General features: G+C 51.6%; 19 protein-coding genes. 6 read left to right on the forward strand and 13 right to left on the reverse strand.

Annotation, left to right across the window (positions count from 1 at the left end; all coding sequences use genetic code 11):
* Nucleotides 1-167: 167 nt before the first annotated feature.
* Complete coding sequence (locus CA13_RS11810) at nucleotides 168-374, forward strand: hypothetical protein (RefSeq protein ID WP_146396779.1); 207 nt, start codon at nucleotides 168-170, stop codon at nucleotides 372-374.
* A 206-nt stretch (nucleotides 375-580) separates the two neighbouring features.
* Here CA13_RS11810 and CA13_RS11815 read toward each other — a convergent pair whose 3' ends face one another.
* The 6 genes from CA13_RS11815 to CA13_RS11840 all read right to left on the reverse strand — a co-directional run bounded on the left by CA13_RS11815 (nucleotide 581) and on the right by CA13_RS11840 (nucleotide 6,217).
* Entirely contained in the window at nucleotides 581-1,228 is a 648-nt protein-coding gene (locus CA13_RS11815; protein ID WP_146396782.1) for a YdcF family protein, read from the reverse strand.
* Nucleotides 1,229-1,292: 64 nt separating this feature from the next.
* Entirely contained in the window at nucleotides 1,293-2,336 is a 1,044-nt protein-coding gene (locus tag CA13_RS11820) for an HlyD family secretion protein (RefSeq protein WP_419194218.1), read from the reverse strand.
* Complete coding sequence (locus CA13_RS11825) at nucleotides 2,333-3,172, reverse strand: ABC transporter ATP-binding protein (protein WP_146396788.1); 840 nt, start codon at nucleotides 3,170-3,172, stop codon at nucleotides 2,333-2,335. The genes CA13_RS11820 and CA13_RS11825 overlap by 4 nt, the downstream gene beginning before the upstream one ends.
* Nucleotides 3,173-3,177: 5 nt before the next feature.
* Entirely contained in the window at nucleotides 3,178-4,305 is a 1,128-nt protein-coding gene (locus CA13_RS11830; RefSeq protein WP_146396791.1) for an ABC transporter permease, read from the reverse strand.
* Nucleotides 4,306-4,566: 261 nt separating this feature from the next.
* Nucleotides 4,567-5,025: a hypothetical protein gene (locus tag CA13_RS11835; protein ID WP_146396794.1), complete on the reverse strand. Its 459-nt coding sequence runs from the start codon at nucleotides 5,023-5,025 to the stop codon at nucleotides 4,567-4,569.
* 163 nt (nucleotides 5,026-5,188) lie between these two features.
* Complete coding sequence (locus CA13_RS11840; RefSeq protein ID WP_146396797.1) at nucleotides 5,189-6,217, reverse strand: FemAB family XrtA/PEP-CTERM system-associated protein; 1,029 nt, start codon at nucleotides 6,215-6,217, stop codon at nucleotides 5,189-5,191.
* A 551-nt stretch (nucleotides 6,218-6,768) separates the two neighbouring features.
* On the opposite strand from CA13_RS11840, the gene CA13_RS11845 reads away from it, so the two are divergent.
* The 3 genes from CA13_RS11845 to CA13_RS11855 all read left to right on the forward strand — a co-directional run bounded on the left by CA13_RS11845 (nucleotide 6,769) and on the right by CA13_RS11855 (nucleotide 10,636).
* Complete coding sequence (locus CA13_RS11845) at nucleotides 6,769-7,539, forward strand: N-acyl amino acid synthase FeeM domain-containing protein (RefSeq protein ID WP_146396800.1); 771 nt, start codon at nucleotides 6,769-6,771, stop codon at nucleotides 7,537-7,539.
* A 345-nt stretch (nucleotides 7,540-7,884) separates the two neighbouring features.
* On the forward strand, nucleotides 7,885-8,694 hold the full coding sequence (locus CA13_RS11850) for an N-acyl amino acid synthase FeeM domain-containing protein (protein WP_419194219.1): 810 nt from the start codon (nucleotides 7,885-7,887) through the stop codon (nucleotides 8,692-8,694).
* 313 nt (nucleotides 8,695-9,007) lie between these two features.
* Nucleotides 9,008-10,636: an FAD-binding oxidoreductase gene (locus tag CA13_RS11855; protein ID WP_419194220.1), complete on the forward strand. Its 1,629-nt coding sequence runs from the start codon at nucleotides 9,008-9,010 to the stop codon at nucleotides 10,634-10,636.
* A 62-nt stretch (nucleotides 10,637-10,698) separates the two neighbouring features.
* On the opposite strand, the gene CA13_RS11860 is transcribed toward CA13_RS11855, so the two are convergent.
* The 3 genes from CA13_RS11860 to wecB all read right to left on the reverse strand — a co-directional run bounded on the left by CA13_RS11860 (nucleotide 10,699) and on the right by wecB (nucleotide 13,771).
* Nucleotides 10,699-11,763 carry a PEP-CTERM sorting domain-containing protein gene (locus tag CA13_RS11860; RefSeq protein ID WP_146396807.1) on the reverse strand — a complete coding sequence of 355 codons (1,065 nt, stop codon included), beginning with the start codon at nucleotides 11,761-11,763 and terminating at the stop codon, nucleotides 10,699-10,701.
* A 70-nt stretch (nucleotides 11,764-11,833) separates the two neighbouring features.
* Nucleotides 11,834-12,250 carry a hypothetical protein gene (locus CA13_RS11865; RefSeq protein WP_146396810.1) on the reverse strand — a complete coding sequence of 139 codons (417 nt, stop codon included), beginning with the start codon at nucleotides 12,248-12,250 and terminating at the stop codon, nucleotides 11,834-11,836.
* A gap of 405 nt (nucleotides 12,251-12,655) precedes the next feature.
* The gene (gene wecB, locus CA13_RS11870; RefSeq protein ID WP_146396812.1) at nucleotides 12,656-13,771 is read right to left on the reverse strand and encodes a non-hydrolyzing UDP-N-acetylglucosamine 2-epimerase; all 1,116 of its coding nucleotides are present in this window, start codon (nucleotides 13,769-13,771) and stop codon (nucleotides 12,656-12,658) included.
* A 268-nt stretch (nucleotides 13,772-14,039) separates the two neighbouring features.
* Here wecB and tnpA point away from each other — a divergent pair, with 268 nt between their 5' ends.
* The gene (gene tnpA, locus CA13_RS11875) at nucleotides 14,040-14,483 is read left to right on the forward strand and encodes an IS200/IS605 family transposase (protein ID WP_146396815.1); all 444 of its coding nucleotides are present in this window, start codon (nucleotides 14,040-14,042) and stop codon (nucleotides 14,481-14,483) included.
* A gap of 278 nt (nucleotides 14,484-14,761) precedes the next feature.
* Here the strand turns inward: tnpA and tviB are convergent, their stop codons facing one another.
* Both tviB and CA13_RS11885 read right to left on the reverse strand, forming a co-directional pair.
* Complete coding sequence (gene tviB / locus CA13_RS11880) at nucleotides 14,762-16,054, reverse strand: Vi polysaccharide biosynthesis UDP-N-acetylglucosamine C-6 dehydrogenase TviB (protein WP_146396818.1); 1,293 nt, start codon at nucleotides 16,052-16,054, stop codon at nucleotides 14,762-14,764.
* Between the two features lie 331 nt (nucleotides 16,055-16,385).
* Nucleotides 16,386-17,516 carry an adenine nucleotide alpha hydrolase family protein gene (locus CA13_RS11885; protein WP_146396821.1) on the reverse strand — a complete coding sequence of 377 codons (1,131 nt, stop codon included), beginning with the start codon at nucleotides 17,514-17,516 and terminating at the stop codon, nucleotides 16,386-16,388.
* 658 nt (nucleotides 17,517-18,174) lie between these two features.
* Here CA13_RS11885 and CA13_RS11890 point away from each other — a divergent pair.
* Complete coding sequence (locus CA13_RS11890) at nucleotides 18,175-20,979, forward strand: G8 domain-containing protein (protein WP_419194221.1); 2,805 nt, start codon at nucleotides 18,175-18,177, stop codon at nucleotides 20,977-20,979.
* 268 nt (nucleotides 20,980-21,247) lie between these two features.
* Here CA13_RS11890 and CA13_RS11895 read toward each other — a convergent pair whose 3' ends face one another.
* Both CA13_RS11895 and CA13_RS11900 read right to left on the reverse strand, forming a co-directional pair.
* Nucleotides 21,248-22,438, reverse strand: a complete 1,191-nt coding sequence (locus tag CA13_RS11895; protein WP_146396827.1) for a glycosyltransferase family 4 protein — start codon at nucleotides 22,436-22,438, stop codon at nucleotides 21,248-21,250.
* A gap of 6 nt (nucleotides 22,439-22,444) precedes the next feature.
* Nucleotides 22,445-23,638, reverse strand: coding sequence for an aminotransferase class V-fold PLP-dependent enzyme (locus CA13_RS11900; RefSeq protein WP_146396830.1), 1,194 nt, complete (start codon nucleotides 23,636-23,638; stop codon nucleotides 22,445-22,447).
* Nucleotides 23,639-23,655 lie beyond the last annotated feature (17 nt).

Raw genomic sequence — 23,655 nt, forward strand, 5'->3', positions numbered from 1 at the left:
AGGAACGTCTTTGAAACCGCAGGTTTCAGATTGAAACCAGAATCGCTGCGGGATGAAACAGACAAATCAAATACGGACACAGAACGTCTCTACACTCTTGGCGTGGTGATTGTCGCCGGGCGTTACAAAAGACGAAACAGAACGATGGCGGTGAGGAATTATCCGATTTGAAAACCGTGGAGTTACAGAAGCGGTGCGAACAGGGTTATGGCGAAGAATGCGGAAGCCACTACAAACAGCATCCGATTTGCCGCATCGGCTGGCGGTCGCAAGCGAACGAAGAAGGACTCGACAGGGAGCTCACTTCGCTCGTTGCTCAACGTGACGCTTGGGAAGCATACACTGCTGCTCAACAATACGAGGGTTGGCTATGAAACGCCGAACACAATGGCGAAGTCGGGTATTCAAACGCAACGGGACGACCAGTGCAAAAGAAGAGCAACGAAGCGGTTGCAAACACTCAGGTCGGATACTTGAACGAAGGATCACATTGACGATTCATGTCCAACCAAAGCCAATCACGTTTCAAAAATCATTCGTCCGATGAAAACAGCAATCAATCAAAAAAAGCAGGCAAAACCTACGCCACAAAGAGATAAATAAGCAATTTGATGTATTCGATCCAGAGCGGTGAATCAATTTCGGAACCCTCACCAACGTCGGACGCGGAATAGACTTGCACGTTAACTTGCTTTGACAGCGAACGTCGAAAACAAAGGCGACTTCGCCGTGTATGCGGAGCAGAGGTAACCACCACAATGCTCTTGAGGCCCGGTTGCTGCTCGGCAACCGCGCGTGCCTCACTAAGCGATCCAAACATCACGGGAGTCTCAACGGAAACGGTCGAGACCTTTTCGGCGGGGACGCCAAGCCACTCCAAATAGGCGATTGCTTTCTCTAGTCGAGTTTCGGAACGTTGCTGGACAAAGTTGTAACCAGCTGTCTCGCTCTCGGCCAAAATGATCAGTCGCGGCACTTTCCTCATGTGGAAAAGATCTGAAGCCGCATGAAGACGTTCCCAATAAGCGTGCCCGTCCGCCATCACATAAGCGGCATCACCCGATGCTTCGGGATCATGTACGACAAGTGGATAAGCAACGAAACCACGAATACTATGAAACGACAACAGAACCATCGACAATAGCCATAGACCGATCACGGCAAAACAACGACGCCGCCAACGGCTTCGTCGCCTTGAAAATTTTGGTGTGAGCGTGGTTTTGCTCATGGGCACATTCAGAGCATTGGATAGAGACGACAAAGGACAGGGTAGATACTACTGATTCAGTATTCTAATTCGCTTGGATAAATACATCGACCGGTAAGCCGACGGGCAAATCCGTTTCCTGTTGCAAGTCAACCCAAATGCGACGGTTATAGGTATCCGTTCTCTCGCCCGCCCATTGCCCGTACATCCGCTTGGGATTCATCTGCGGTTCAATCTCGATGACTTTACCGGTCGCAAGCACTCGATCCGAAGCATCGCAAGTGACCTGACAAATTTGGCCCAGTTCCACTTTCAAGGCATCGAACTCGTCGACCTCCGCAACCGCCTTAAGGCGTTTGGTATCAGATAAAACAATTAGTGCCCCGGGCATATCGGGCCCAGTCAACTCACCAACTTCGGCTTCAATCGCTAATATTTGGCCGTCGATGGGGGCCACGATCCTCGTACGATCCAAATTAATTTTCGCGATTTCATGCCTTGCCTCTGCTGCCCGCACCGCAGCACTGGCAGCCAATAGATCGTCGTCTCGCGCAGGCAGTTCCAAAGTTTCAAGTCGGCCTTTTGCCGCAGCCGTCATTGCACGAAACGAAGTCAGTTGCGAATAGAGATCGTCGAGTGCTTGCTGGCTTCCAGCACCTTTCTCGTGTAGTTTGATCGCACGCGTATACGTTTTCTCGGCACCTGCTAACCTTGCCATTGTCGCATTGAATTCCTGTCGTGCTGTTTCAATTTCGCTGTCTCGAAAGCCGTTCTCGAGCCGCTCTTTCTTCGCAAGGGCCTCGCCTAGCAACGCATTTGCCAAGTCGCATTCCTTGACGAACCGATCGGCATCCAGCACGAGTAACACATCGCCGGCGGATACCCATTGACCTCTTGCAACAAGGATTTCATGAATTTGCTCGGCAATTCGAGCGCGAATTTCGACCGCGTCTGTACGCCCTTCGATTCGACCTGCGGCGCGAATCGTTTCTTTATTCAGAACGTCTGTTAGACTTACCGCATCCAATGGCGGAGCGCCAACGGAGTGTGATTGTCGTTGATGTTCGTGCACGATCAAAACACTTCCGAAAATTGCAATCGTGATGACAGTAGTTAGGATCGTTTTCACTTGAATTGCCCGTTTTCAATCTCACAAATTCGGTCAGCATACTTTGAGATACGGGGATCGTGAGTCACCACAACCGTTGCCGAATCCGTTGCCCCGACCAATTCCTTTAGAAGTTCCATCACCTCCATACCAGACTTGCCATCGAGTGCAGCGGTCGGTTCATCGGCTAACAGTAGTTTGGGCGATGTGATCACCGCACGAGCCAACGCCACACGTTGGCACTGACCGGGACTCATCGCAGTCGGCAAATGGTTGCGGTGCATCGCTAACCCAACACGTCCGAGCAACTCACCGGCTTGCGCACGGGCGTCCGCCAAAGTCGCACCTTGCAGTGTGAGAGGTACAGCCACGTTGTCTTCGGCCGACAATCCGCGAATCAGCTGAAATCGCTGAAACACAAAGCCAATAGAGTCCCGTCGCACCGACGTTCGCTCTGCAACACTTAATGTGTCGACTCGGCGATCAGCAATGACAACTTCGCCGGAGTCAGCTTCGAGCAGACATCCCAATATGGATAGCAACGTACTCTTGCCGCTGCCGGACGGTCCCGATAGAAAAACACATTCTCCCGAAGCGGCCTGAAAATCAACTCCATCAAGGACCCAGCGCCGTTCCCCACCAATGTTGTACGACTTACGCACTTGGGTGGCAGACAAAACAATGTTTGTTTTCGGGTTGCCCGTTTTGTTGCCATTTTCATTGCTCGCTTGGTTAACCGCCCCGTTGTCGTTTACGCAATTGGCGATTCCCCCAGTTTGCAACGCAGGATACACCAAGGCGTTCGTACTAAGCGGTGGAGGGACAGCGGCATTGCCGAGTGAAATATCGTGAGTCATTCGCTTTAGCCCTGCAAAACGGAATGAGGATCAACGCGACGCACTCGCAAATACGGAAGCGCAGAAGCGGCTAAGCAGATCGTAAAGACCAATGCTGCACTGGCAATATAGAGTCCTAGCGGAATCGTAATCGCTGCACGAGGCGTACTAAATATCGCCTGGATCACGAACGACAAGACAATGCCTATACTGATGCCGACGACTGCAACGACCGTCGACTGCGCACCCAAAAGCAATATAATCTCTCGCTCGGTCGAGCCGATTGCTTTCAGCGTTGCGAACTCGCTTATCCGGTCAAGCACCATCGCGTATAACGTTTGTGCGACCATGACTAACCCAACCAGAAGCCCCAAGAAAGTCGCTGCGCCGAAACTTAGCCCAATGCCTGTGCGAGTCATCCAAAAATTGATGCTTGTTGCCGCATAGTCCTCCGCTGGCACTGCGGTCACATCCTCCAATCGATTGACGATCGCGGCACACACTTGATCGCAGTCCACCCCTGGTTTTACACGAATCAGAAAGTAAGAAGCCATCGTGGGATCGGCCCCCGCAAAGTCAACGGCACGGTCGTAGTGTGTGAAGACGTATGGCGTAACCAAGAAACTTAAAACACCATAAGACTTTGCGGAGATCCTGGCACGCCGACCGCCAATCTCGCGAATCTCTCCGATGGTGGGATCGAAAAGCTTGTCATCGTCGCATTGATCGACAATCACCCCGTCGGCGTACGATAGCGCATCAGCGGGACCATCGACAATATCATAAGCCCGCCCCAGGTCCGACCCCTCGGTGACACCCACTAACATCACCCCCTCGAAATTGCCGTCGGGCAGACTAATTTCAGAAAAGCAAATACGCAAGGGTTCGGCGGATTGGACCCCCGGAACACTACGAATTCGATGGATCCAACGTTCAGGAATATTATGGGGGAAATCGACGTTGTGCATTCCGCGATGACCGACCCAAATATCGGCACCACTGCGGTCCACCAAAAGGCTAGCCTTGTTGATCAATCCAATAAAGAGCCCGCCTTGGATGTTGACCAACACCACGGAAAAGATGACACCGATCAAGCCCGCAAGCAGCTTCCCGCGGTCGCACAGCAGCGTTCGAAGAGCGATATTCCAAAGCATATTGTCCGCTCACTCTAACGGATCGGAAGGCCAATGATCTCCTAAAAACGTATTTCGCTGTTATCGACAAGAAGTGGGGTGAGGCTCCAGGGAAAAAAAACGCGAGCCAAAACCCACATCAAAATCAGTCTTCGCGGGCTTAGTGAGCATGCAGACAGGTGATGATCAAGACTACAACATTGAAGAATGTTAAAGCCGTTAGCCGTGGGTTGAGTGTAGCGGCACCTACGGAACGCTACGAACGCCAGCCATTGCTATCTTTTAACGCAAAGAGCTCAGGTGCCGTTCCAAAACAACGACTCTCGCATCGAGGGCTTCGATTCTCGCGGCCATCCGTAGCACCAACTCACGCAGCTCACGTTCACTCATTGCCATGATCTCTTTCTGTGGACGCGATTGTCCTGCACTCTCTTCAGCGGTGGGTGCGAGGGACTTAATCTGTTTCAATACTGCCGAGATTTCCGCCTGAATTGACTTTACCGAAGGGTGTGCTTTGCCAAGCTTGGATTCGGAAAGACGCAGCATTCTAAGTCGCTGCACCAAGGCCATCCCCTCCTCGGTCTTCAACGCTTCAGCGGGCACTCCCTTGTCGACTTCAACAGCGGAATCATTGCCAGAGGAACGCAATTCACTGACCTGTCCACGAGTCAACGCATCGAGTTGAGTTCCGGTCAGCACAGCAAGGAAGAGGAGGGCGACAAAGGGGATTGATCGATTCATAAATGACTCGGTTTCGGGTTTGTAAAAAGTGTCATCTTTGGCAATGCTAGCGTATCAGTTGTCACAACGTTTGACGTTATCGAGAACGCATTTTCGTAGCGTTACTTGCCAAGAGCTTCGAAGTAGGAATCGTGCAAACCGCTTCATGGACACAAAGGCCAGCCTATGGAATCCCACGAACGATCGATGGACCGATGACCTTCGTCAGCCAAACCGGCAATCGTTGCCAAATCTTTACCATTCGCTGGTTGCCCGACGCATCGGGGCGCATTTCATCGGGCGATCCCTTGCGGACGTAATACTGCCACACGGCCGGATGCGGCTGGGCACCCCACTGAGCCTTGAATTTGTAAGTCCCGCTCCCTTCACTGCTGCGGCCAAAATCAAACGTATGGCTACCACGCTCAATCGCGCGCTCCAAAAGATTCCTGTACAACAACATGTTCGCACCCGTCCGATTGAATTCTCGCAAACTACTAGCACTGGGCACTTCAGTCACTCCGCCATAGTGAACTAGCAATCCACACGCGATTGGACGCGATTCCTTGCGAACGATACACAACTCCGCATCAGCCTCGAAGTGCTGAAGAATGCTCGAAAAAAGTGAACGAGAAAAAACGGGCGTACCGAGGTCACGCATGTTATGGGCGAAAACCGTATAGAAATCATCTAGCAACTCCGCACCACCAAACTGGACGGCCAAGCCATACTCGCCCGTTTTTTTTATTTGGCTGCGTAGTTTGGACTTGAACGACTTCATCAACGCCTCAGCCGACTCGGGTAATTCAAGTCGCATATGAACCTTGTCCGTGCGTTGGTAATTCAGTCGCGGATGGTCAACAGGGATTTCATGCCGAAGTTCCAGGTATTTCACATTCAATTGATCTGCCAACTCACAGGCCCCGTCAATCAATAGCCCTGCAACGTCAGGGTCTCGAGCCCAAACCCCACCGGTATTCAGGTAAGGAAGGCTGACCAGGAAGCGGCCAAAAATCGGCCCCGACACCAAAACCAGCGGCAAGACCCCCGTTACATCATCGCCATCGCTAATCCGCAACAAATACGCTCGATGGCCAAGCCCCTCCGTGACACTGCCAACCCAGGGCTCACGGTGTCCATTGAGCTGCGGCAACGATGCGTTGGAAATACTTGGCCATGGAGCAGGCCAATCGAGTAGTTCAAGTTGATTCACGATTGCAAAACTGGCAATCTAGCCAGCATTGGAACTCCAGGGGCAAGAGAGTTGGGCGAAGACTAAACGAAACCCGAAAATGGGGTTCCTGGTAGATTTTAATCGTTAAGGCTCATGACTGTTGAAAACAGAACGGATTTTTAACCCGGAATGGGGTGCCGGCCATTAGTGGCAGGACCGGTTCCCAACTTGTCATTTCCCACCGGCTGCGGTAATGCCGGGACTCGTAAAAACTCGTCCCATCCTAAAACCCCACCGCCAACCGATCGGCTAATGGTAGGCCGGACCGACCAAAGGAAGTTCCGGCATCAAGCCGAGTACGACCAGCAACAAGAACGCCCCCACTAACAGAGAAAACACAAGCAAAGCATGGCGATAACACGCCACCCGCCCATTGTCTTTTTCCCCAATCAAAATCAATTAAACCGCATTTTTGTCAAGCAACGCGGGTGAAAACGATGATATAGGTTGTACGAGATTTCCCATCATGACACGTCGAAATACAAGCTCCTTCGGGGAGCAAACCTAATCAATTCGCTATCAATAGTGTGATGGAAAGCTCCAAGTCTTTTCGCCTGCGTGCGTCAAAAACAGCGGTTAACGATACAAGTTCCAGTTCGAAGCGCCGAAAGGTTTTGTTCACGCGGCTGGACCTGCTTCACTACCGAACCGCTCGATCACGTGATGATTTTGAGCGTGCGTTTCGGCTCTTACAGCAGCGATATACCGATGCAGGTTTGGCATCCCCAGCGGATTCGGCACTTCGAATCATGCCGTATCATCTGTCGCATGTTTCGCAAGTGTTTCTCGCCGTGAAGTTCAACCGAGTCGTAGGAACGGTAACGTTGGTTTGGGATGCCGCTGCAAAGCTTCCGTTGGCGGCGGACTATCCCGAGGCGATTGACTCTCTATGTTATCGGTCTGAGCGAGTTGGCGAAATCACGTCATTAGCGATCGAACCCTCAGAGGCACCGCGTGGCGAAATTTTTGCTCAATTAAATCGACTGATGGGCCATTTCGCGATGGAGAAAGGATTGGACTATTTAACGGCAGTGGTCCATCCACGTCATGCCAAGTTCTACCGCAAGGCTTTAGGTGCCGAGCAAATCAGCAACATTGCTCGATGCTCAACCGTTCGGGGCAACGCGGGAGTTGTCGTGGCGATCAAGGTCAACGATTCATTGCGGTACCGTTCTCGCTTACCGAACTTCGCATGCGAAGCAAAGTTTACGTCCAAGGACATAACAGCACATCCGATCAGCGACCAGGACCGCCAATACTTCGCCGCTCAAACGTACACCGCATTCAAGCAAGCGGGCTGATGCATTCGATAGTGGGCCGAACGCCGTGATTTCCATCCGTTTTTGTACGGCGATCACTCGCGTCACTCTGTGACTTTCCTCATCTGGTCAAATGCCCCAACTACGCGAACTGGGGGGACTGGTGGTACTCGGTTGTTTTCCTACGAGTGCGATGGTCCATTTAGCGATCACAAAGCGAAAGTCCTTTCGATATTCGCTTTTGCCGCTATCAACGGGGAGTCGTGTTCGGTGGAATCCGTAGCGACTCAGAACACCCAGGCGGCAACCCAACGGAAGTCTCTAGTGCTTCCGAGAAGATAAGAGATTCACCGCATCTCCTGTGGTGATGATACCGCGAGGCTTTTCATGCTCTTCACGTCTCATTCTTCCTCTACGCCATTTCCCATCTCCACCACCGCTTTACCGCCGGCCGCTCAGGAGTCAAACAGCCCCATTGGTCAATCGACCGATCCTCGGAGTGACGATTCACCTCAGTGTCGAACCGCTCGATGCAGGAAAGATTACGCCGCGAGTTTTGCCACTCTTTATGAATGTTTTCATCGCAGCGATCTGTGTCTTCACCATCAATCAAAAATGCGGATCTTGCCCTTCCATTTACGTCCTGAAACGCAGGTCTTTGTTTGTGAGCAAGGGGGAAACGTATGCGGAACCATTTCGATCGTCTTGGACGAAGGAGAGGGAATGCCGCTGGCGAAAGTTTTTGCGGACGAGGCCAAGCAGAAACGAGTCGCAGGTCATCGAATCGCTGAGTTGTCATCCTTGGCGATCTCGCCAACAAACTCGCATTGTAAACCGGAAGCATTCGCTAAGTTGACTTCGATCGCGGTCGCGTTTGCTCGGCATCATGGAGTGGATGAATTGCTGGCAACGGTCCACCCCAGACATGCCCGCATTTACGAGCGAGTGATGGGCTTTCGAACGATCAGTGACGTTGCGGCGCACGGCGGAGTTCTAGGCCAACCCGCCGTCCTGATCGCAGCACCGATTGACGATCCCGACCTCGTCATCAGCAGTTGGCACCATTGGTACTTCACTAACCCGTACAGCGACAACGACCTCTCGCGGACGCAAATTCCCGCAGCGGATAGACATTTTTTCGCGAAACACGTAACGGAATCACGTGGGAATCAAAATCCCAAATCAGCCAGCAACTGAGCTGGGCAAGGGGACGCGAAAATCCATTCATACGAGGTAAATCGCAAAACCTCTCGAAACGGGACTATGCGAAGGGTTGTCTCAATCGTAATCATCGCAACAATCGGAGGGGCTATCTTGATGCGAGTGGCTTCGCCATGAACATCTTCTCGCCCAGACGAATCAGAGTGACCTAGCCTTTTTCAGCGACCGTCGTTACCGGCTTAACTCTCGCGTTCACGCCTGCCTCTGAATTCTGACCATGACAAATCAATCGCCTGCTCTCAGCACGTCGCCATCCACATCGAACCCTATCGTGATCCAGGCTGAAGCGATGAACAAAAACACTTCCTCCGATTCAGTAATGCAAGCAGCGGCAGCATGGCGCACTGTGTTAGGTGAATCGGCCGTGGAAATCGAGCCATCGGCTTTAGCCGACCATGGCCGTAATGCATATGGATCCCCCATCCGATCAGTCGCAATTCTGCGCCCACAAAGCGAAAGCGATGTTCAACGTATCGTTGATATAGCAGGTAAGTATGGAGTGCCACTGTATCCGATTAGCACGGGACGCAACTGGGGGTACGGTGCCGCATCGCCAGTCACCGAGGGCTGTGCCGTCGTCGATCTTTCACAACTGCATAAAATCCGGGTGGTCGACGCCGAACTTGGAATTGTGTCGCTGCAACCTGGGGTGACGCAGGGAATGCTAGCCGAATTTGTCGCCCAGCAACAACTTGATTGGATGGTTCCGGTTCATGGCGGTGGGCCAACGTGCAGCATCCTCGGTAACGCACTGGAACGAGGCTATGGGCTGACACCAACGACCGATCACTTTGCCGCATTAACATCACTACGCGCCGTGTTGGCGGACGGATCGATGTACGAATCCCCCTTTCATGCCATGGGAGCGGAAACGCTCGGGTCGGCGCATCGCTGGGGGATCGGCCCTTATGTCGAAGGACTTTTCAGTCAAGGTAATTTCGGGATCGTCACGGAAGCGACCTTTACACTCCAACGACGCCCCGAACATGTCGAGGCGTTCTTTATTCGCATTCGTGATGAAGCTCAACTTGGCGAACTGGTCGATCAATTGCCAACGGTCTTGTCCGCGCTCGGAGCGACCGTAGCGGGAGTGAATCTGATGAACGATCGTCGTGTGCTGTCGATGTCGCGTCGCTACCCGGTTGATCAAGTCGGGCCGGGCGAGATTATTTCAGATGCGCTTTGTGCAAAGATGACTAAGAATGCCGGAATCACGGCGTGGACCGCTGCCGGTGTGATCCATTGCCCGTACCGAATGCGAAAGAGCGTTCGCCGAGAACTGAAGCGTTTATTGCCAAGATCACTCTCACGCCCCATCCATATGAATCGCTGGAGAGTTCACTGGGCCAAAGCCGCGACCAGACTAATGCCTATTGGCCAGCAATCAATTATGCAACAGATTGATTCCATCGAAGCGCTCTTAGACTTAGCCGACGGGATCCCGCAACGAGTAGCATTACCGTTAGCCTATTGGCTTCGCGGCGACGCGATCACCACCAAAGAAGACCTGAACCCAGCGCAAGACAATTGCGGATTGATTTGGTACAGTCCCTTAGTCCCCATGAAATCTGCCGATGTTCACCAATACGTCGCCATGGTCGAAAGAGTCTGTGCCGAGCATGGAATCGAACCACTCATCACACTCACAAGTCTATCCGAGCGACTATTCGATTCGACCGTCCCCATCCTATTCCGCCCCGAACAGCCCGGTGCCACCGAGCGGGCGCAAGCTTGTTATGAAGCCCTTTGGAAACAGGGCGAGCAAATTGGGTGTCTGCCATACCGCTTGGGGACTCTTACGATGAGCCGTTTATTTAATGCAAATCTTGCAAACCACGCAAGCCTGTTACAGCAGTTGAAACGAACATTCGACCCTAAGAACCTGATAAGCCCTGGACGCTACATTTCCATTCAATAAAAAACGGGTGTCCTAGAACACCCGTTGCACGTTTCACCAAAACCAGAAAGGCGGCTAACTGGCTAAGCGGTAATGGATTTGCGTTTGCGAGAAGTTGCTAAAATCGCGCTTAAGCAAGCGAATCCAATGATCGAAGCAGGTTCAGGCACAGCGTTGATTTTGAAATTCGCGGTGTCAGCAAACAACCAGCCGTTTGCCGTTTCGGCGGCAGTAGCGGTTCCCACCGAGGTAGGACTGGTTGTGGAGACATCTCCGTATCCAAGACCTATAGGATTACTGAGAGTCGTTTCAACTTGAGGCAAGAAAATGGTTCCATTGCCAAAATTGTGGGAAATTACACTATAAACACCCTTGAAATCACCGTAATTGGTTGAAGTTCCAGCCGCATCATCAAGTACATTAACCTGTGCCAATTTGGTCAAGTCAAGCAGTTCGGTTCCGGTAAACGAAACAAGTGACGGACTCAATGGGTTAGTGATAACATCAAGAACAGACACAGTTTGGAAGCGGATTTCATGGAAATCGTCTGTCGCATCGAAACCCATCAACATTCCTACATTCCAACCATTTCCAGAAGAAATTTGCCCACCAATTGCTCCGACGTTCAACATCGTCCCCGCCCCAGTCTGCATAGCACTCACTGGGACATTCGCTAAGTTCTCGACGATAGCAAACGTTGCATCGGTGGCGACCAAGCTGCTAGCAGGATTGTCAGTCAAACCAGCGACACTGCCAGCAAGCCCCGACGCATTAAGCATCGAGCTGAGCGAATTTGAGACGTTTGCAGCGCTGACGGTTCCGAACTTCAAAATTGAGTCTGTACCACTGCTTCCAACAGCTTTCACCTCGAACGAGTAAACACCATAAATGGATGGATCAGTCGATCCAAGATTGGCCTCAGGTTTCCCCGATGCAGCAACAGTATCAATTCTATACATACCCTGCACCAAATCACCCACGCCAAGCACCCCAATGTTACCTAAGCCGGAATCAATCACCATACCAACGCTCTGATCCTTCACAGTATCCCGGAATCCATCAAAGGTGAGATAATTTCCGAGAACTCCAGCCTGTGCCGGCGCAGCCAATACCAAAATTGCCATCACGGCAAAAAACTTTTTTAACATTTTTCTTATTCCTAAAAACCTGTTATTCTTAAAACAAAACACACGTTTAGACACTTGCGTGCGTATTGGCCTAAGAAGGTTTCAGGAGACCGTCCAAATCTGGACAGGGCGGTAGGTTTGCATTTGCAATCTCAACTGCCCACAGAGGTATTGGAGTTGGTACAGCAACCAACCCGTCAAATAGAAGTGCGGTTGAACTGAACGAGCAATTGACGCTGACAGCAATGCCCGACATTCCGGAACCATCACCCTGATCAATGCTGCCACGCTCTAGCTCTTGTTCTTGAGCTGCCTTTAAATCGGCAAGCATCTGCGCCGAACAAGCACCCAAGTTCTTTTCCGCTGGCGACTCACCCACAATCACGCCAGCATCCGCGCAGCGGAAAGCCACGAAAACCACAAGAACGGCGAGAAGGAATTGAGGTCGCATAAAATCAAATATACGAGTCGTGCGGGGGGATTGCAAGCTTCTGAAGAAGAAAAACATAAAAAACCTTCCTCGAAATGAACATCCGGACACTTGCCTTCAATAGAATCCTAATTTTCCTAGGCATTGGAGAAAACGGCAGCTTGGAGCGTGAATTTTGAGGACACTAATCTGCGGCAATTAACGCTAATCACAGCAGGAGATCCTTCTCAGACTTTTTGAACGATTGAAGATATCTCTAAAAGCGAGCATTTTCGGATTGGTACGTCAAAATGTGTAACCTTCCATTTGACACTGCGATTGTGTCATGGCAAAACGCCTCAAACTGCCTTACAACCACTTCGCTGCAGTAACGCACTCACGTGAATGTTCACTCCCTGGCAAATCAATGCCGGTAGTGAACTCAAAACAAACTCCCTGCGAGCATAAAAGAACAAACACAAAGCAAGGTTCCTGCGACTTCCCCTACGGCGATTGAATTAGAATCGCGGCGATTCGCCCCGCCGCTTTTCCGTCCCACTCTTCAGGACATTTTCCGACGTCATATTTGCCTTCTAAAACAAGTTGTAATTGCTCCTCGAGCAACTTGGCGTCGTTTCCGACCAACGTGCTGCTGCCTTGCGTGACAGTGATCGGTCGCTCGGTGTTTTCTCGCATCGTTAAACAGGGAACCGACAAGACTGTCGACTCTTCCTGCAACCCACCGGAGTCAGTGACGATCACTTTCGCACTGCTGGTCAAAGACAGGAACTCCAGATAACCAAGCGGCGGCATTACCTTGATCCCCGATGCATTGTCAATCAGCGGCCGAAGCCCAAAGCTCTCGATTCGAGCTAGCGTACGAGGATGGATCGGAAAGACCATCGGCAATTGGTCACTGACTTGATGTAGGACCTGCAGAATACCCGTCAGCGTATTTTTGTCGTCCACATTCGATGGTCGGTGCAGTGTCACGACCCCGTAGCCGCCTTTATCAAGTCCTGAATCGGCCAACGTTGACGTCGCCTTGGCTTTGGTTAGCGAGTGGAACAACGTATCAATCATCAGATTGCCGACAAGATGAATTGCCGAATCAGGGTGCCCTTCGCGCTTCAGATGCTCGATCCCGATGGGATCGGACACCAACAGCAGATCTGAGATCGAATCGGTCACGATGCGATTGATCTCTTCCGGCATCGCCCGATCGAAGCTGCGTAGTCCCGCCTCAACATGAGCGACCTTGATGCCCAATTTAGCCGCGGCAATCGCGGCAGCCATTGTTGAATTGACATCGCCAACGACCACTAGGTAGTCGAACGGCTGGCCACCACAACCCGCCTGGAGGACCGGTTCGATACGTTCAAGAATTTTGGCCGTTTGGCTTGCTTGAGTGCCCGAGCCGACATCGAGCGATACGTCAGGTTTGGGAATATCCAGTTGCTCGAAGAAGATATCTGATAGAGTCTTATCATAATGCTGGCCGGTATGGATCAGCGTGCATTTCGCCCGCCCCGTCGCTTTTAAAGCACGAAGCAAAGGTGCCATTTTCATGAAATTCGGGCGAGCGCCAACGACGCAGGCAAGGTTTATAGTTTTTGTCATAGCTGATTTCGAATTTGGTAATTCTGGAGTTGGGTGGCCCGCGTCGGCACGCGGGCTGTCGGTTAAGTTAGCCGATTAGGCGCTAGCCCGGGCCGCTAAATATTTGGGGTTGTGACAGACTGCATTTGCGCAAGTTTTCATCCCGATAGGGATTAAAGAGATTAGCCGGTGGTAAGCGAAGCGTCACCACCGGATAATAAACGGCAAACCGTTGCTGATCCCGATAGGGATCACAGACCGACACCGATCCTCCACGCAAGGATAAAACATGTCGACATTCCATTGTCTCAACTATCACGTAACGTTTTCCACGAAGCATCGCACTCCGTGGATCAAACAAAACAGGATCGACCGATTGCATGCCTATCTTGGTGGAACCGTGAATGAACTTGACGGGCGTGCGCTAAAAATTGCCGGAGTTGAGGACCATATTCACTTGTTAATTGGCTTGAAGCCGGTACATAAGATCGCCGACTTTATGCGTGAGCTAAAAAAATCTACAAGTAAGTGGGTGCATGAGGAAATCACGTTTCCTCCGTTCCAATGGCAAGAGGGCTACGCAATTTTTTCGGTAAGTCCCACCGTCTGCCCCTCCGTTGCAAAGTATATTGCGAATCAATACAAACACCATCGAAAACGATCGTATCGTGAAGAACTGATCCAAATGTTGGAGGTCGCAGGTATTAAATACAATCCGAAATATCTGGATTAACGATCGTAGTCTTTGATCCCTATCGGGATCAGCGGTAACGCGAGGGATTGCGGCCCGGTGGTGGCGTTTCGCTTACCACCGGCTAATGGCTTAGATCCCTTCGGGATAGAAGCGGATCGTGCGGAATAAAACCTGCAAACAGAAAATCCGCGTCAATACCAAAGATTAAGCGACCAAACGGCTAACACAAAAAACTGGAATTGCATCAATCCGCAGCTAGTGCCATCGGCTCAGTTTCTGGTGTCTCGAGCAACCGAACCTTAAATTCTGACGAAGCACTAAAGGCGGCCGTCGACTTGGTCAGCTGGGAGGACCGATTTAATGTCGTAGAGGACGCATTCGCGGCGGCCGAGGTGACGGATGGCGTCGATCCCAAGCTCTTTGAATTGCCGATGCCCTACTGCGATGAGGATGGCGTCGTATTTACCGGCGGCGGGCTCGGGGACCGGCACAATGCCATACTCATGCTTCGATTCGGCGGCGTTGACCCAGGGGTCATAAACATCCACGTTGGCTCCATAATCTTGGAACTCGTGCACAATATCAACGACTCGCGTGTTGCGAATATCTGGACAATCTTCTTTGAACGTCAGTCCCATGACGAGTACGTTTGCGTCTTCGACATGAATCCGCCGCTTGAGCATCCGCTTGACGACTTGCGCGACGACATATTGGCCCATCGAGTCGTTGATTCGGCGGCCCGCCAGGATGACTTCGGGCGTGTAGCCGAGTTCTTGTGCTTTGTGGGTCAGATAATAAGGGTCGACGCCGATGCAATGACCGCCGACTAATCCGGGCCGGAATGGCAAGAAATTCCACTTCGTCCCGGCCGCCTCAAGGACTTCGAGCGTATCGATGCCCATGCGGTTGAAGATCAACGCCAATTCGTTGACCAGGGCGATGTTAAGGTCACGCTGGGTGTTTTCAATCACCTTGGCGGCCTCGGCCACTCGGATTGAACTGGCTCGATGCGTGCCAGCGGTGACGATCGATTGGTAAAGATCGTCTACGAATTGAGCGGTTTGAGGCGTGGATCCGGAGGTGACTTTGGTGATCGTGGTTAGGCGGTGCAGTTTGTCGCCGGGGTTGATTCGTTCGGGGCTGTATCCGGCAAAGAAATCAACGTTGAACGTCAGTCCCGATCCCTGCTCGATCAGCGGGATACAAACCTCTTCGGTCGCTCCGGGATAGACGGTTGATTCATAGATTACCGTATCGCCCGCCTTGATGACTCCGCCAAGCATCTGACTGGCTTTGACCAGCGGTGTAAGGTCAGGGCGTTTGTGACGGTCGATGGGAGTGGGAACGGTGACGATGTAGACGTTCGCCGCGGCGATGTCTTTGAGTTCGCTGGTGAAGTTGAGCTTCTTGGCACTGGCCAGTTCGGCGGCGTCGACTTCCAAAGTGCCGTCGACGCCGGTGCGCAACTCGTCGACTCGCGTGGTGTTAATGTCAAAGCCGATCGTGGGGAACTTTTTGCCGAACTCGACCGCTAACGGCAATCCAACGTAGCCGAGACCGATGACGCAGATTGTCGGGTGAGTTGTAATTGTTTTGACGGCGTTAGACATGGATAGAAGATTGATGGGTGAATTGGAAAACTGTAAATAGAAAGTACGTTCGTTAACTGGTTCGTTTTTCTGACTATTGCCCCTTTCTGGGCTGAGCTTTTGGCAAATATGTTACTCAAACACGGTTACCGGTCGCCGAGTGTTAACTCTCATCCGGTTTCTTTGACACCCATTCCAGTGGCAAATCTTATCAGTCGATGTGCGTTCGCACCCGGTCCCTACGGTATTGATGGAGATCAAGGCACAATGGCTGCGGCTAACATGTATTAAGCTTTGTAACTTACAGGGCATTGGGATAGCGTCTTGCAGCTCACCAGTTTGCGCTGCCAAGCTAATTTTCTAGCTCATCAGCCTGGATTTGGACAAGCTCGGGTGCCGACTGATGCTTGAGTTTCTCCACTGCAGCGTGAACATCGCCAAACTCGACCCCCAGGTCGTCACAGATCATTGCCACGTACTTGGCCGAGACATCATTTTCCTTTTCAAGCCGTTCCAGTGCAGCGTCGCGTGTAATCTCGCCCCTGCGAATCATGGTACTTAACATGACGTCGTTCTTCGTAAACCCGCACGACTCAAGATACAAATATTCCTTGACACGGTGTAGACGACAATCCGTTCGCCAATCGTTCGTACAGTACTCAGGCCGTTCCCAACCAAACTCTCTTTTGATGGTCTCCGTCACTTCCTTTTCGTTCCAATCGACGAAATTGTATAGAGATACCATCTTCAATTCCTTTCTGTTGAAACTTCTAAAATAGTAACGATAGTAGGCTTCTTGTATCGCTCCGCCTAGCAACTTGGGGCTCATCGCGTACCGAGGATTAGAAGCCAGATTACGAGCAAATCCCAAGAGCAGTCGTCTTTTCGAAAACTCCATTGAAGAAGTTAGAAGTTGAAGGGGAAAGGTCGTTCCAAGCGATGCCAATTCTCCGCCGCCTCCGTGCAGCACAAGTCGAACGTTATATTCTCGAACTACCTTCATCAACCCGCCATGGATGCCGACCATACACCCAGTGCAAAAAGTTCCAATCATCGCGGCAGATGGTTTTTTGACCCAGCAGGCGATCGCCTTACCTGCTAACTGCCTCATGTCATGGGACTTCACGACGACTTCGGTATCAAGCGTCTCGGCAATGCGTTGAATATTTTCTCTCGTCTGAGGTGGCATGAAGCCGTTGTCGTTAACGAACAGCAAAGGCCTCAGTTTCAAAACGCGTGACACATAGTAGGCCACATAGGAACTGTCTCGCCCCCCGCTTAACGCAACAACACAATCGTAGTCGTCGTTTTGAACGTATTGAAGCCGCAAGCGTTCAAGACGCTTTACGAGTCCATCCAATCCGTCGGTGTACCGATGGGCCATGCTTTTATAACCTGAACGACAGTAGTTGCAGACTCCTTCGTCGTCAATTTCGATTTGTGGGAAGCAACTAGGCAAAACACAGTTGGTGCAGCGAATCATACGAAACTCCTTAGAATTCTTAGAGGCGAATTTTCATGAGCGATAGCCATTCCAATACCGATACGTCCTGAGCAAAGCACATAACACTACGGCGTAAAAGAACACAAACGACGCCTTTTCGCCATTGAATCGGAGTGTTGTTGGATCGGTTTCTGGCTGGTTTGAACTGTACAACGAAATAGCACACCACTGAGCCTAGCAAAGATCCCCAGCGCCACAATTGTTTTCTTGACCAAGGGCAATGTTCGGATTTTGGATCATCAGGGTGAAAGCATTGACTTCCTTCGAGGAGAATTCCAAGAAACCCAATCAAATAGCATTGAACAAAGCAGAATCAGCGTGCAACACGACCTTGTTGAACTGAAGAGTGACCAAGAGCGGTGATATACCGGGGGAATGGATCCGGAAAAGATGGGCGACCTCAAATCCGCTTGTCGCATTCAGCATCATCCCCATAATACATTCGGCAACCGTGCATTGGCGCACTTGCGTCCCCTACTGTTCCTGCTTTCGGGGCAGTAAGCGACCAATTGCGACGGACTTCTTTTCACCAATCTTTTCAACTCATCCAAACATCTCTTGCTGAAGGGCAAATGCTCCAATGGTTCGACCAAACGTCTCCCCCCCGCACACACATCACCGTAAAATCCAAAGACGAATGCTTCGGGTAGAAACACTCGAAGGGCGCCGTTTGTTGAGCGCTGACTTGATGCAACACCATGCCGTTCAGGTTACCGAGTCCCAGATTATTACACATCACGACACGATCCCTCGTTTCGGTGCGAACCCCACTAACATCGCAGTCGCGAATGGGCTATGGTCCAACTCCACGACTTGGAGCGAAAATCGAGTTCCGCATGCCGATGAAATCACCAGTATCCCGCATGGCGTAGAGGTCATCTACAACATTGACAGCAATGTCCGCCTGGACGTAATTGAAGTCAGCGGCCAGCTGGAGTTTGACCAAAGTGTCGACACATCGTTGTGGCTAAACGAATTGATCGTGATGCCATCTGGCACACTTACCATTGGGACCGCCGAGTCCCCCATCGCTGGCAGCGTCACGGCCGAGATCGTATTCACCGACACGCCAGGTTCAGAGGGCCACCATTTTAAAACAGGATCCATCACAGCACCTGGGATCGATCCATCGCAATACGGAAACGGGTTGATCGTCCTAGGTACACTAAACGTCGTTGGCAGTGACAAGACGGACTTTGTACGGGCTGTGGGAGACATCAGGGGGGGGGGCGTAATAGTCAATCTTGATGGAACACCAGTGGGCTGGCTGGCTGAAGACTTGATTGTGGTGCCGGAAACATCACAAACAGTTATTCGAAAGACGCCTGTAATTTTGAATGAAACTGAAACCTCTCGGATTGTGAATGTTTCAGGCAGTGAACTCACTTTGTCGACGCCACTCAAGCACAACCACTTTGGCATCACCGAAAATTCCTTTGGCATTGAGCGATCAGCTCACGTTGCCAATCTAACACGCAACGTTGTGTTGAGGAGCGAGAATCCGGACGGCGTCCGGGGGCATGTCCAAGCGACCGGCAATGCCACTTTCAACATCGCCAACGCCGAATTTCGTTCGCTTGGTCGCACGAGCGCCGATAGTCAAGTTGCTGATACCCTCTTCGAAACTGACGGTTCTGTATTCGTGATTGGCGAGAACCAAGTGGGGCGTTATCCAATCCATTTGCATCATCTTTCTAACCCGTTTTTGATTGAAGGGGTAGTCATCAACGACGGACTGAAATGGGGGATCGCGATTCACGATACCAACAATGGCCTGCTACAAAATAGCATCGTCTATGACGTCGACGGAGCAGGGGTCGTTACCGAGAATGGGAATGAAGTCGACAATCGATTCATCAACAATCTCGTGATGAAAGTTGACGGGGGTCATCAAGCGTTCGATGCTCGCGCTGGCGCGGTCGAGGCGCGTGACTTACAGGGCAATCGATTCATTGAGATCGGAGCCGATGGATCGGGGTTTTGGTTGCGTGCCAGTGCAGGCACTTTCATTGGCAATACGGTCTATGATTCCGCCAGCTACGGCTTTAATTTCAATGGGTATTATCGGACAGCCGACTCAGAATTCGAGTTTCGTCAGTTGGATGAATTCTCAAATAACGAAACCGTATCCAGCAAAGGCGGGCTATGGTTTACGTGGTCTCAGGGGCAATCGCAAATTCAAAACTATCAGCGGCAAACAGTTTCAGACTTTTTGGCTTGGCACGTATCCCACGAAGGCGTCAAGGCCTACCACGAAGCCAATTTGACGTTCACAGGAGTGACGGTGATTGGAAATTCCCAAGTGTCAAATAGGAATGAGGGTAGCAATACGATCTTTGACGCAAGATCCACCACGGGACTGTGGTTTGGAAGCCCAAGCTACGAAAACCACAATTTGCGTTTGGAAAACATCCAAGTCGAAGGCGTCAACACGGGAATCGTCGTGCCGTTAAAATCGGGTATTGAGGGCACGCAAATCATTGGTGCGAAGTTACGTAATTACATCAACATCGCGATGCCCAAAGACAGTGATGCTATTAAAGTTCGATACGAAAACATCGACTTCTTACCGAGCTACGTGGGTCGGATCGCGAACTCATTCCCCGAACAGGTCGCCAATGTTTGGCATGCCGAAACTGGCGTGATCCTTCCCGGATCGACTTCCAGTGACGCTCCTCCAGGGGTGCCATCCAATTTGCCGCTGACGACTCAATATCGTGAGAGTGATGGAAGGCTTATCCTGCGGGGAGGCGATGGCGATGAATCGGTAGAGGTGTACGAAGCGGATGGTACGGTCGAATTTCGTTTCGATGGTGCCCATGCGTTCAGTATCCCAAGCAACGCTATTTCAATAGTTATTTTCTGGGGCGCCGGAGGCAATGATGCTTTCGTCAACAATTCCCAAGTCAAGCTGATGGCATTTGGCGGCGGCGGTAATGATCGCCTTGTTGGCGGTTCAAGAGCCGATTCGCTTTTCGGCGAAGCAGGGGACGATCGAATCGAAGGAAGAGGAGGTGACGACCGGCTTTATGGTGGCAGCGGGAACGATGTCATTCTTGGCGGTGAAGGCGCGGACAAGTTGCGAGGTGAGTCAGGTAATGATCAGATTTGGGGTGGTCTTGGTTCCGATCCCATCATTGATGGTGGTGATGGCAATGATGAACTCTTTGGTGACCAAGGTGATGATGTGATTGTTGGCGGATCAGGCAATGACTTCGGCTCAGGTGGTGACGGCGATGATTTCGTCGGCGGTGGCGATGGGCATGATCAACTGTTTGGCGGTTTGGGTAATGACGTTCTGTCGGGCGGAAGTGGAAACGATTGGCTGCAAGGAGATAATGGCCACGATAAACTTTGGGGCGGCGACGATGACGACACGCTCGTCGCTGACCCAAGCGACTGGGTCATTAATGGTGGCCTGGGGCATACCACGCTTTTCTGAAACGCTCTGACAGTTTAGTTTTATGATTGGTGCTGAGTGTAGGACAATTGTCTCAATTGTCCTATCTGGGGACGCCGGAACAGGCGGTAGGACAATTGTCCTACACTCTTGCAGCGGATCGCTTAAGGTCTGCTATTTCGACTGTCCCATTTTGCTGGTTTTTCCGAATGAGTGAGCCGACGGCGCTAGCCGCGGGTTTTTGTTTCTAATGTTTTGTCGACCGATACCCGCGGCTAGTGCCGTCGGCTCACAAAATGGAACAGTCGAACTATCCGACTGTCAATTTCTCTGCCGCTTGGACAACTTGCCGAGCGATGTTTAGCCAATTTCGCTCGCGTTCCACCGAGAGCCGACCATTTCGGCCAATTTTCGTTGATAGTTCGGGCGAATGCAAAAGCTCTTCGATCGTGGCGTGAAGCGCGGACGCATTCTCTGGCTCAAACAAAATTCCATTTTCATGATCGCGGATGATGTCACGTATGTTCGCCATGTCGGGCGCGATCGTTGGAATGCCCATTGCCAAGTATTCCAGAATTTTCATCGGCGATGCATAGAATGTCGCCTGCGGGCTGACCGCAATGTCGATCGCGGAAAGATAATCTTTCATTTGCTCATGAGCGACACGACCGGTAAACGTGACGAGGTTTTCTAGCCCAAGTTCTAGGACTTTTTCGCGAAGCGAGCCTTCAATCACTCCATCTCCAACAATCAGCAAGCGAAGGTTCGGTTGCTGCGGCACCAAAGAGGCGAACGCATCTAGCAGTAGATTAAGCCCATGCCAGGGACGCAGGATACCCACAAACCCAATTACGGTTTCCGAATCAATTCCAAGCTTTTTCCTTTGCCGACGCCTAGCTGGGGAACCGGGCGGCGTGGGTGAAAACTTTTCCGGGTCAACACCATTGGGGATGACCGTCACACGCGACGGCAGAATACCTCGCTGCGACACCAGGAATTCTTTTAGCGGTGTCGAAACTACAAATACGTGATCAGCCTGATTACAGATGCGACGCTCAAATCTTGTCGCCAGTCGAGCTAGACGAAGCGGGCGGCGTTCGTATGCGGTTCGCTCAAACGAGACCGGCGCATTCACCTCCAGAAAGACTGGAATGTTAGCTTCTCGTGCAGCATCAATCGCCGCTGTACTAAAGCTGTTGTACCGATCGTAAATTAGATCTGGCTTGAAACCGTTGATAGCGCGAGTCACGGTTCGCTTGCCGATCACGTTGTAGCCGATTTCCGCCAACTCGTAGGTAATGCCTGGCAGGAAACGACCGACGCTCGACCAGCGACGAGACTGAGGACTCGATGACGCGTGCTCAGTGGAACAAGTTTGGTCGCCGACCAATGCTACCACCTCAACCTGATGCCCCAGTTCGCGAAAAACGCGAACCATCTCATTAATGTGAATGCCTTCGGCACCGTCGCCAAGTGTGCGGTGATGATAAAGAATTCGCATCGAGCATTAGCCTAGATTGAGCGTGATTTGACGCAAAGCGTTAAGCAGAACGTCGACTTCATCGCTGGTATTGTAAACACCAAAGCTGGCCCGCACCGTTGGTCGCCACCCCCGAGATTCATGTGCCAGTTGCGCACAATGAAAACCGCTGCGAACACAAATATTGGCTCGATTGGATAGCATGCGGGCTGCACCGTGTGCCTCGAGACCCTGGATGTGAAAGGATACAATTGCACCTCGCTCGGTCCCCAGCTTTGGACCACGAACGGTCACACGTGGAATCGAAGTCAATCCTTCGTGCAATTGCCTTGTCAATTGTCGCTCGTGTTCGGCAAGCGATTCAAGTCCGATGGCTTCAAAAAATTCACATGCAGCTGACAATCCGATGACTCCTTCGAAGGATGCCGTTCCCGATTCGAGTCGCATTGGCAGGTCCGCCAATTCGTATCCATCGGAATCGACACTTTCTACCATACCGCCACCAAACAAACGTGGTTGAAGCAATTCCAGCCGATCTCGTTTTGCGTACAAGACGCCAATCCCGGTTGGTCCGCCTAGCTTGTGTCCGGAGAAGCAAAGATACTCGCAGTCCAAAGCACGGACGTCCATTCGGTGGTGAGCAACGGACTGATTCGCATCCAACAAGACATCACATCCTGCCGCATGAGCAATCCTCGTCAATGGGTCGACCGGATGAAGATTCCCAAACGCGTTGCTGATCGTGCTTGTCGTCAGCAGTTTGGGATTTACCGCCTGCAACAAGGGTTCGACCGATTCCAAGTTGACGTGCCCATCATCCGCAAGCGGAATCCCATGAAATCGCAGACCACGTCGCCACGGCAAGAGATTGCTATGATGTTCGCCCGCCGACCCTAAGACGCTGGTTCCTGCTGGCAGACTGGACGCGACTAAATTGATCGCCTCGGTGGCATTGCGGACAAAAACGATTTCGTCGGCATCGGCATTGATGAAGTCAGCAATCGTTTCTCGAGCATCGTCAAACCGAGACACCGCATCTTCGGCCAAGACATGGACGCCGCGACCGATCGTGCCAGCCGTTTGGCGGTAACAATCGCAGACGGCATCAATAACAGCACGAGGTTTTAAATACGTTGCTGCGGAATCCAAATAGACAAGCGGCTCCCCGCCAATCTGTCGATCCAGAATCGGAAATTCGTGGCGTATTTGTTCAGTATCCATTATTCTTCGACCACATT

Source organism: Novipirellula herctigrandis (assembly GCA_007859835.1).
Lineage (GTDB): Bacteria > Planctomycetota > Planctomycetia > Pirellulales > Pirellulaceae > Novipirellula_A > Novipirellula_A herctigrandis.

Excerpts from the sequence above, each read along its gene's own strand:
- CA13_RS11815 (WP_146396782.1), bottom strand. The coding sequence starts at position 1,228 with ATGAGCAAAACCACGCTCACACCAAAATTTTCAAGGCGACGAAGCCGT.
- CA13_RS11825 (WP_146396788.1), bottom strand. The coding sequence starts at position 3,172 with ATGACTCACGATATTTCACTCGGCAATGCCGCTGTCCCTCCACCGCTT.
- CA13_RS11830 (WP_146396791.1), bottom strand. The coding sequence starts at position 4,305 with ATGCTTTGGAATATCGCTCTTCGAACGCTGCTGTGCGACCGCGGGAAG.
- CA13_RS11835 (WP_146396794.1), bottom strand. The coding sequence starts at position 5,025 with ATGAATCGATCAATCCCCTTTGTCGCCCTCCTCTTCCTTGCTGTGCTG.
- CA13_RS11845 (WP_146396800.1), top strand. The coding sequence starts at position 6,769 with ATGGAAAGCTCCAAGTCTTTTCGCCTGCGTGCGTCAAAAACAGCGGTT.
- CA13_RS11850 (WP_419194219.1), top strand. The coding sequence starts at position 7,885 with ATGCTCTTCACGTCTCATTCTTCCTCTACGCCATTTCCCATCTCCACC.
- CA13_RS11855 (WP_419194220.1), top strand. The coding sequence starts at position 9,008 with ATGAACAAAAACACTTCCTCCGATTCAGTAATGCAAGCAGCGGCAGCA.
- CA13_RS11860 (WP_146396807.1), bottom strand. The coding sequence starts at position 11,763 with ATGTTAAAAAAGTTTTTTGCCGTGATGGCAATTTTGGTATTGGCTGCG.
- CA13_RS11865 (WP_146396810.1), bottom strand. The coding sequence starts at position 12,250 with ATGTTTTTCTTCTTCAGAAGCTTGCAATCCCCCCGCACGACTCGTATA.
- wecB (WP_146396812.1), bottom strand. The coding sequence starts at position 13,771 with ATGACAAAAACTATAAACCTTGCCTGCGTCGTTGGCGCTCGCCCGAAT.
- tnpA (WP_146396815.1), top strand. The coding sequence starts at position 14,040 with ATGTCGACATTCCATTGTCTCAACTATCACGTAACGTTTTCCACGAAG.
- tviB (WP_146396818.1), bottom strand. The coding sequence starts at position 16,054 with ATGTCTAACGCCGTCAAAACAATTACAACTCACCCGACAATCTGCGTC.
- CA13_RS11885 (WP_146396821.1), bottom strand. The coding sequence starts at position 17,516 with ATGATTCGCTGCACCAACTGTGTTTTGCCTAGTTGCTTCCCACAAATC.
- CA13_RS11890 (WP_419194221.1), top strand. The coding sequence starts at position 18,175 with ATGCTTCGGGTAGAAACACTCGAAGGGCGCCGTTTGTTGAGCGCTGAC.
- CA13_RS11895 (WP_146396827.1), bottom strand. The coding sequence starts at position 22,438 with ATGCGAATTCTTTATCATCACCGCACACTTGGCGACGGTGCCGAAGGC.
- CA13_RS11900 (WP_146396830.1), bottom strand. The coding sequence starts at position 23,638 with ATGGATACTGAACAAATACGCCACGAATTTCCGATTCTGGATCGACAG.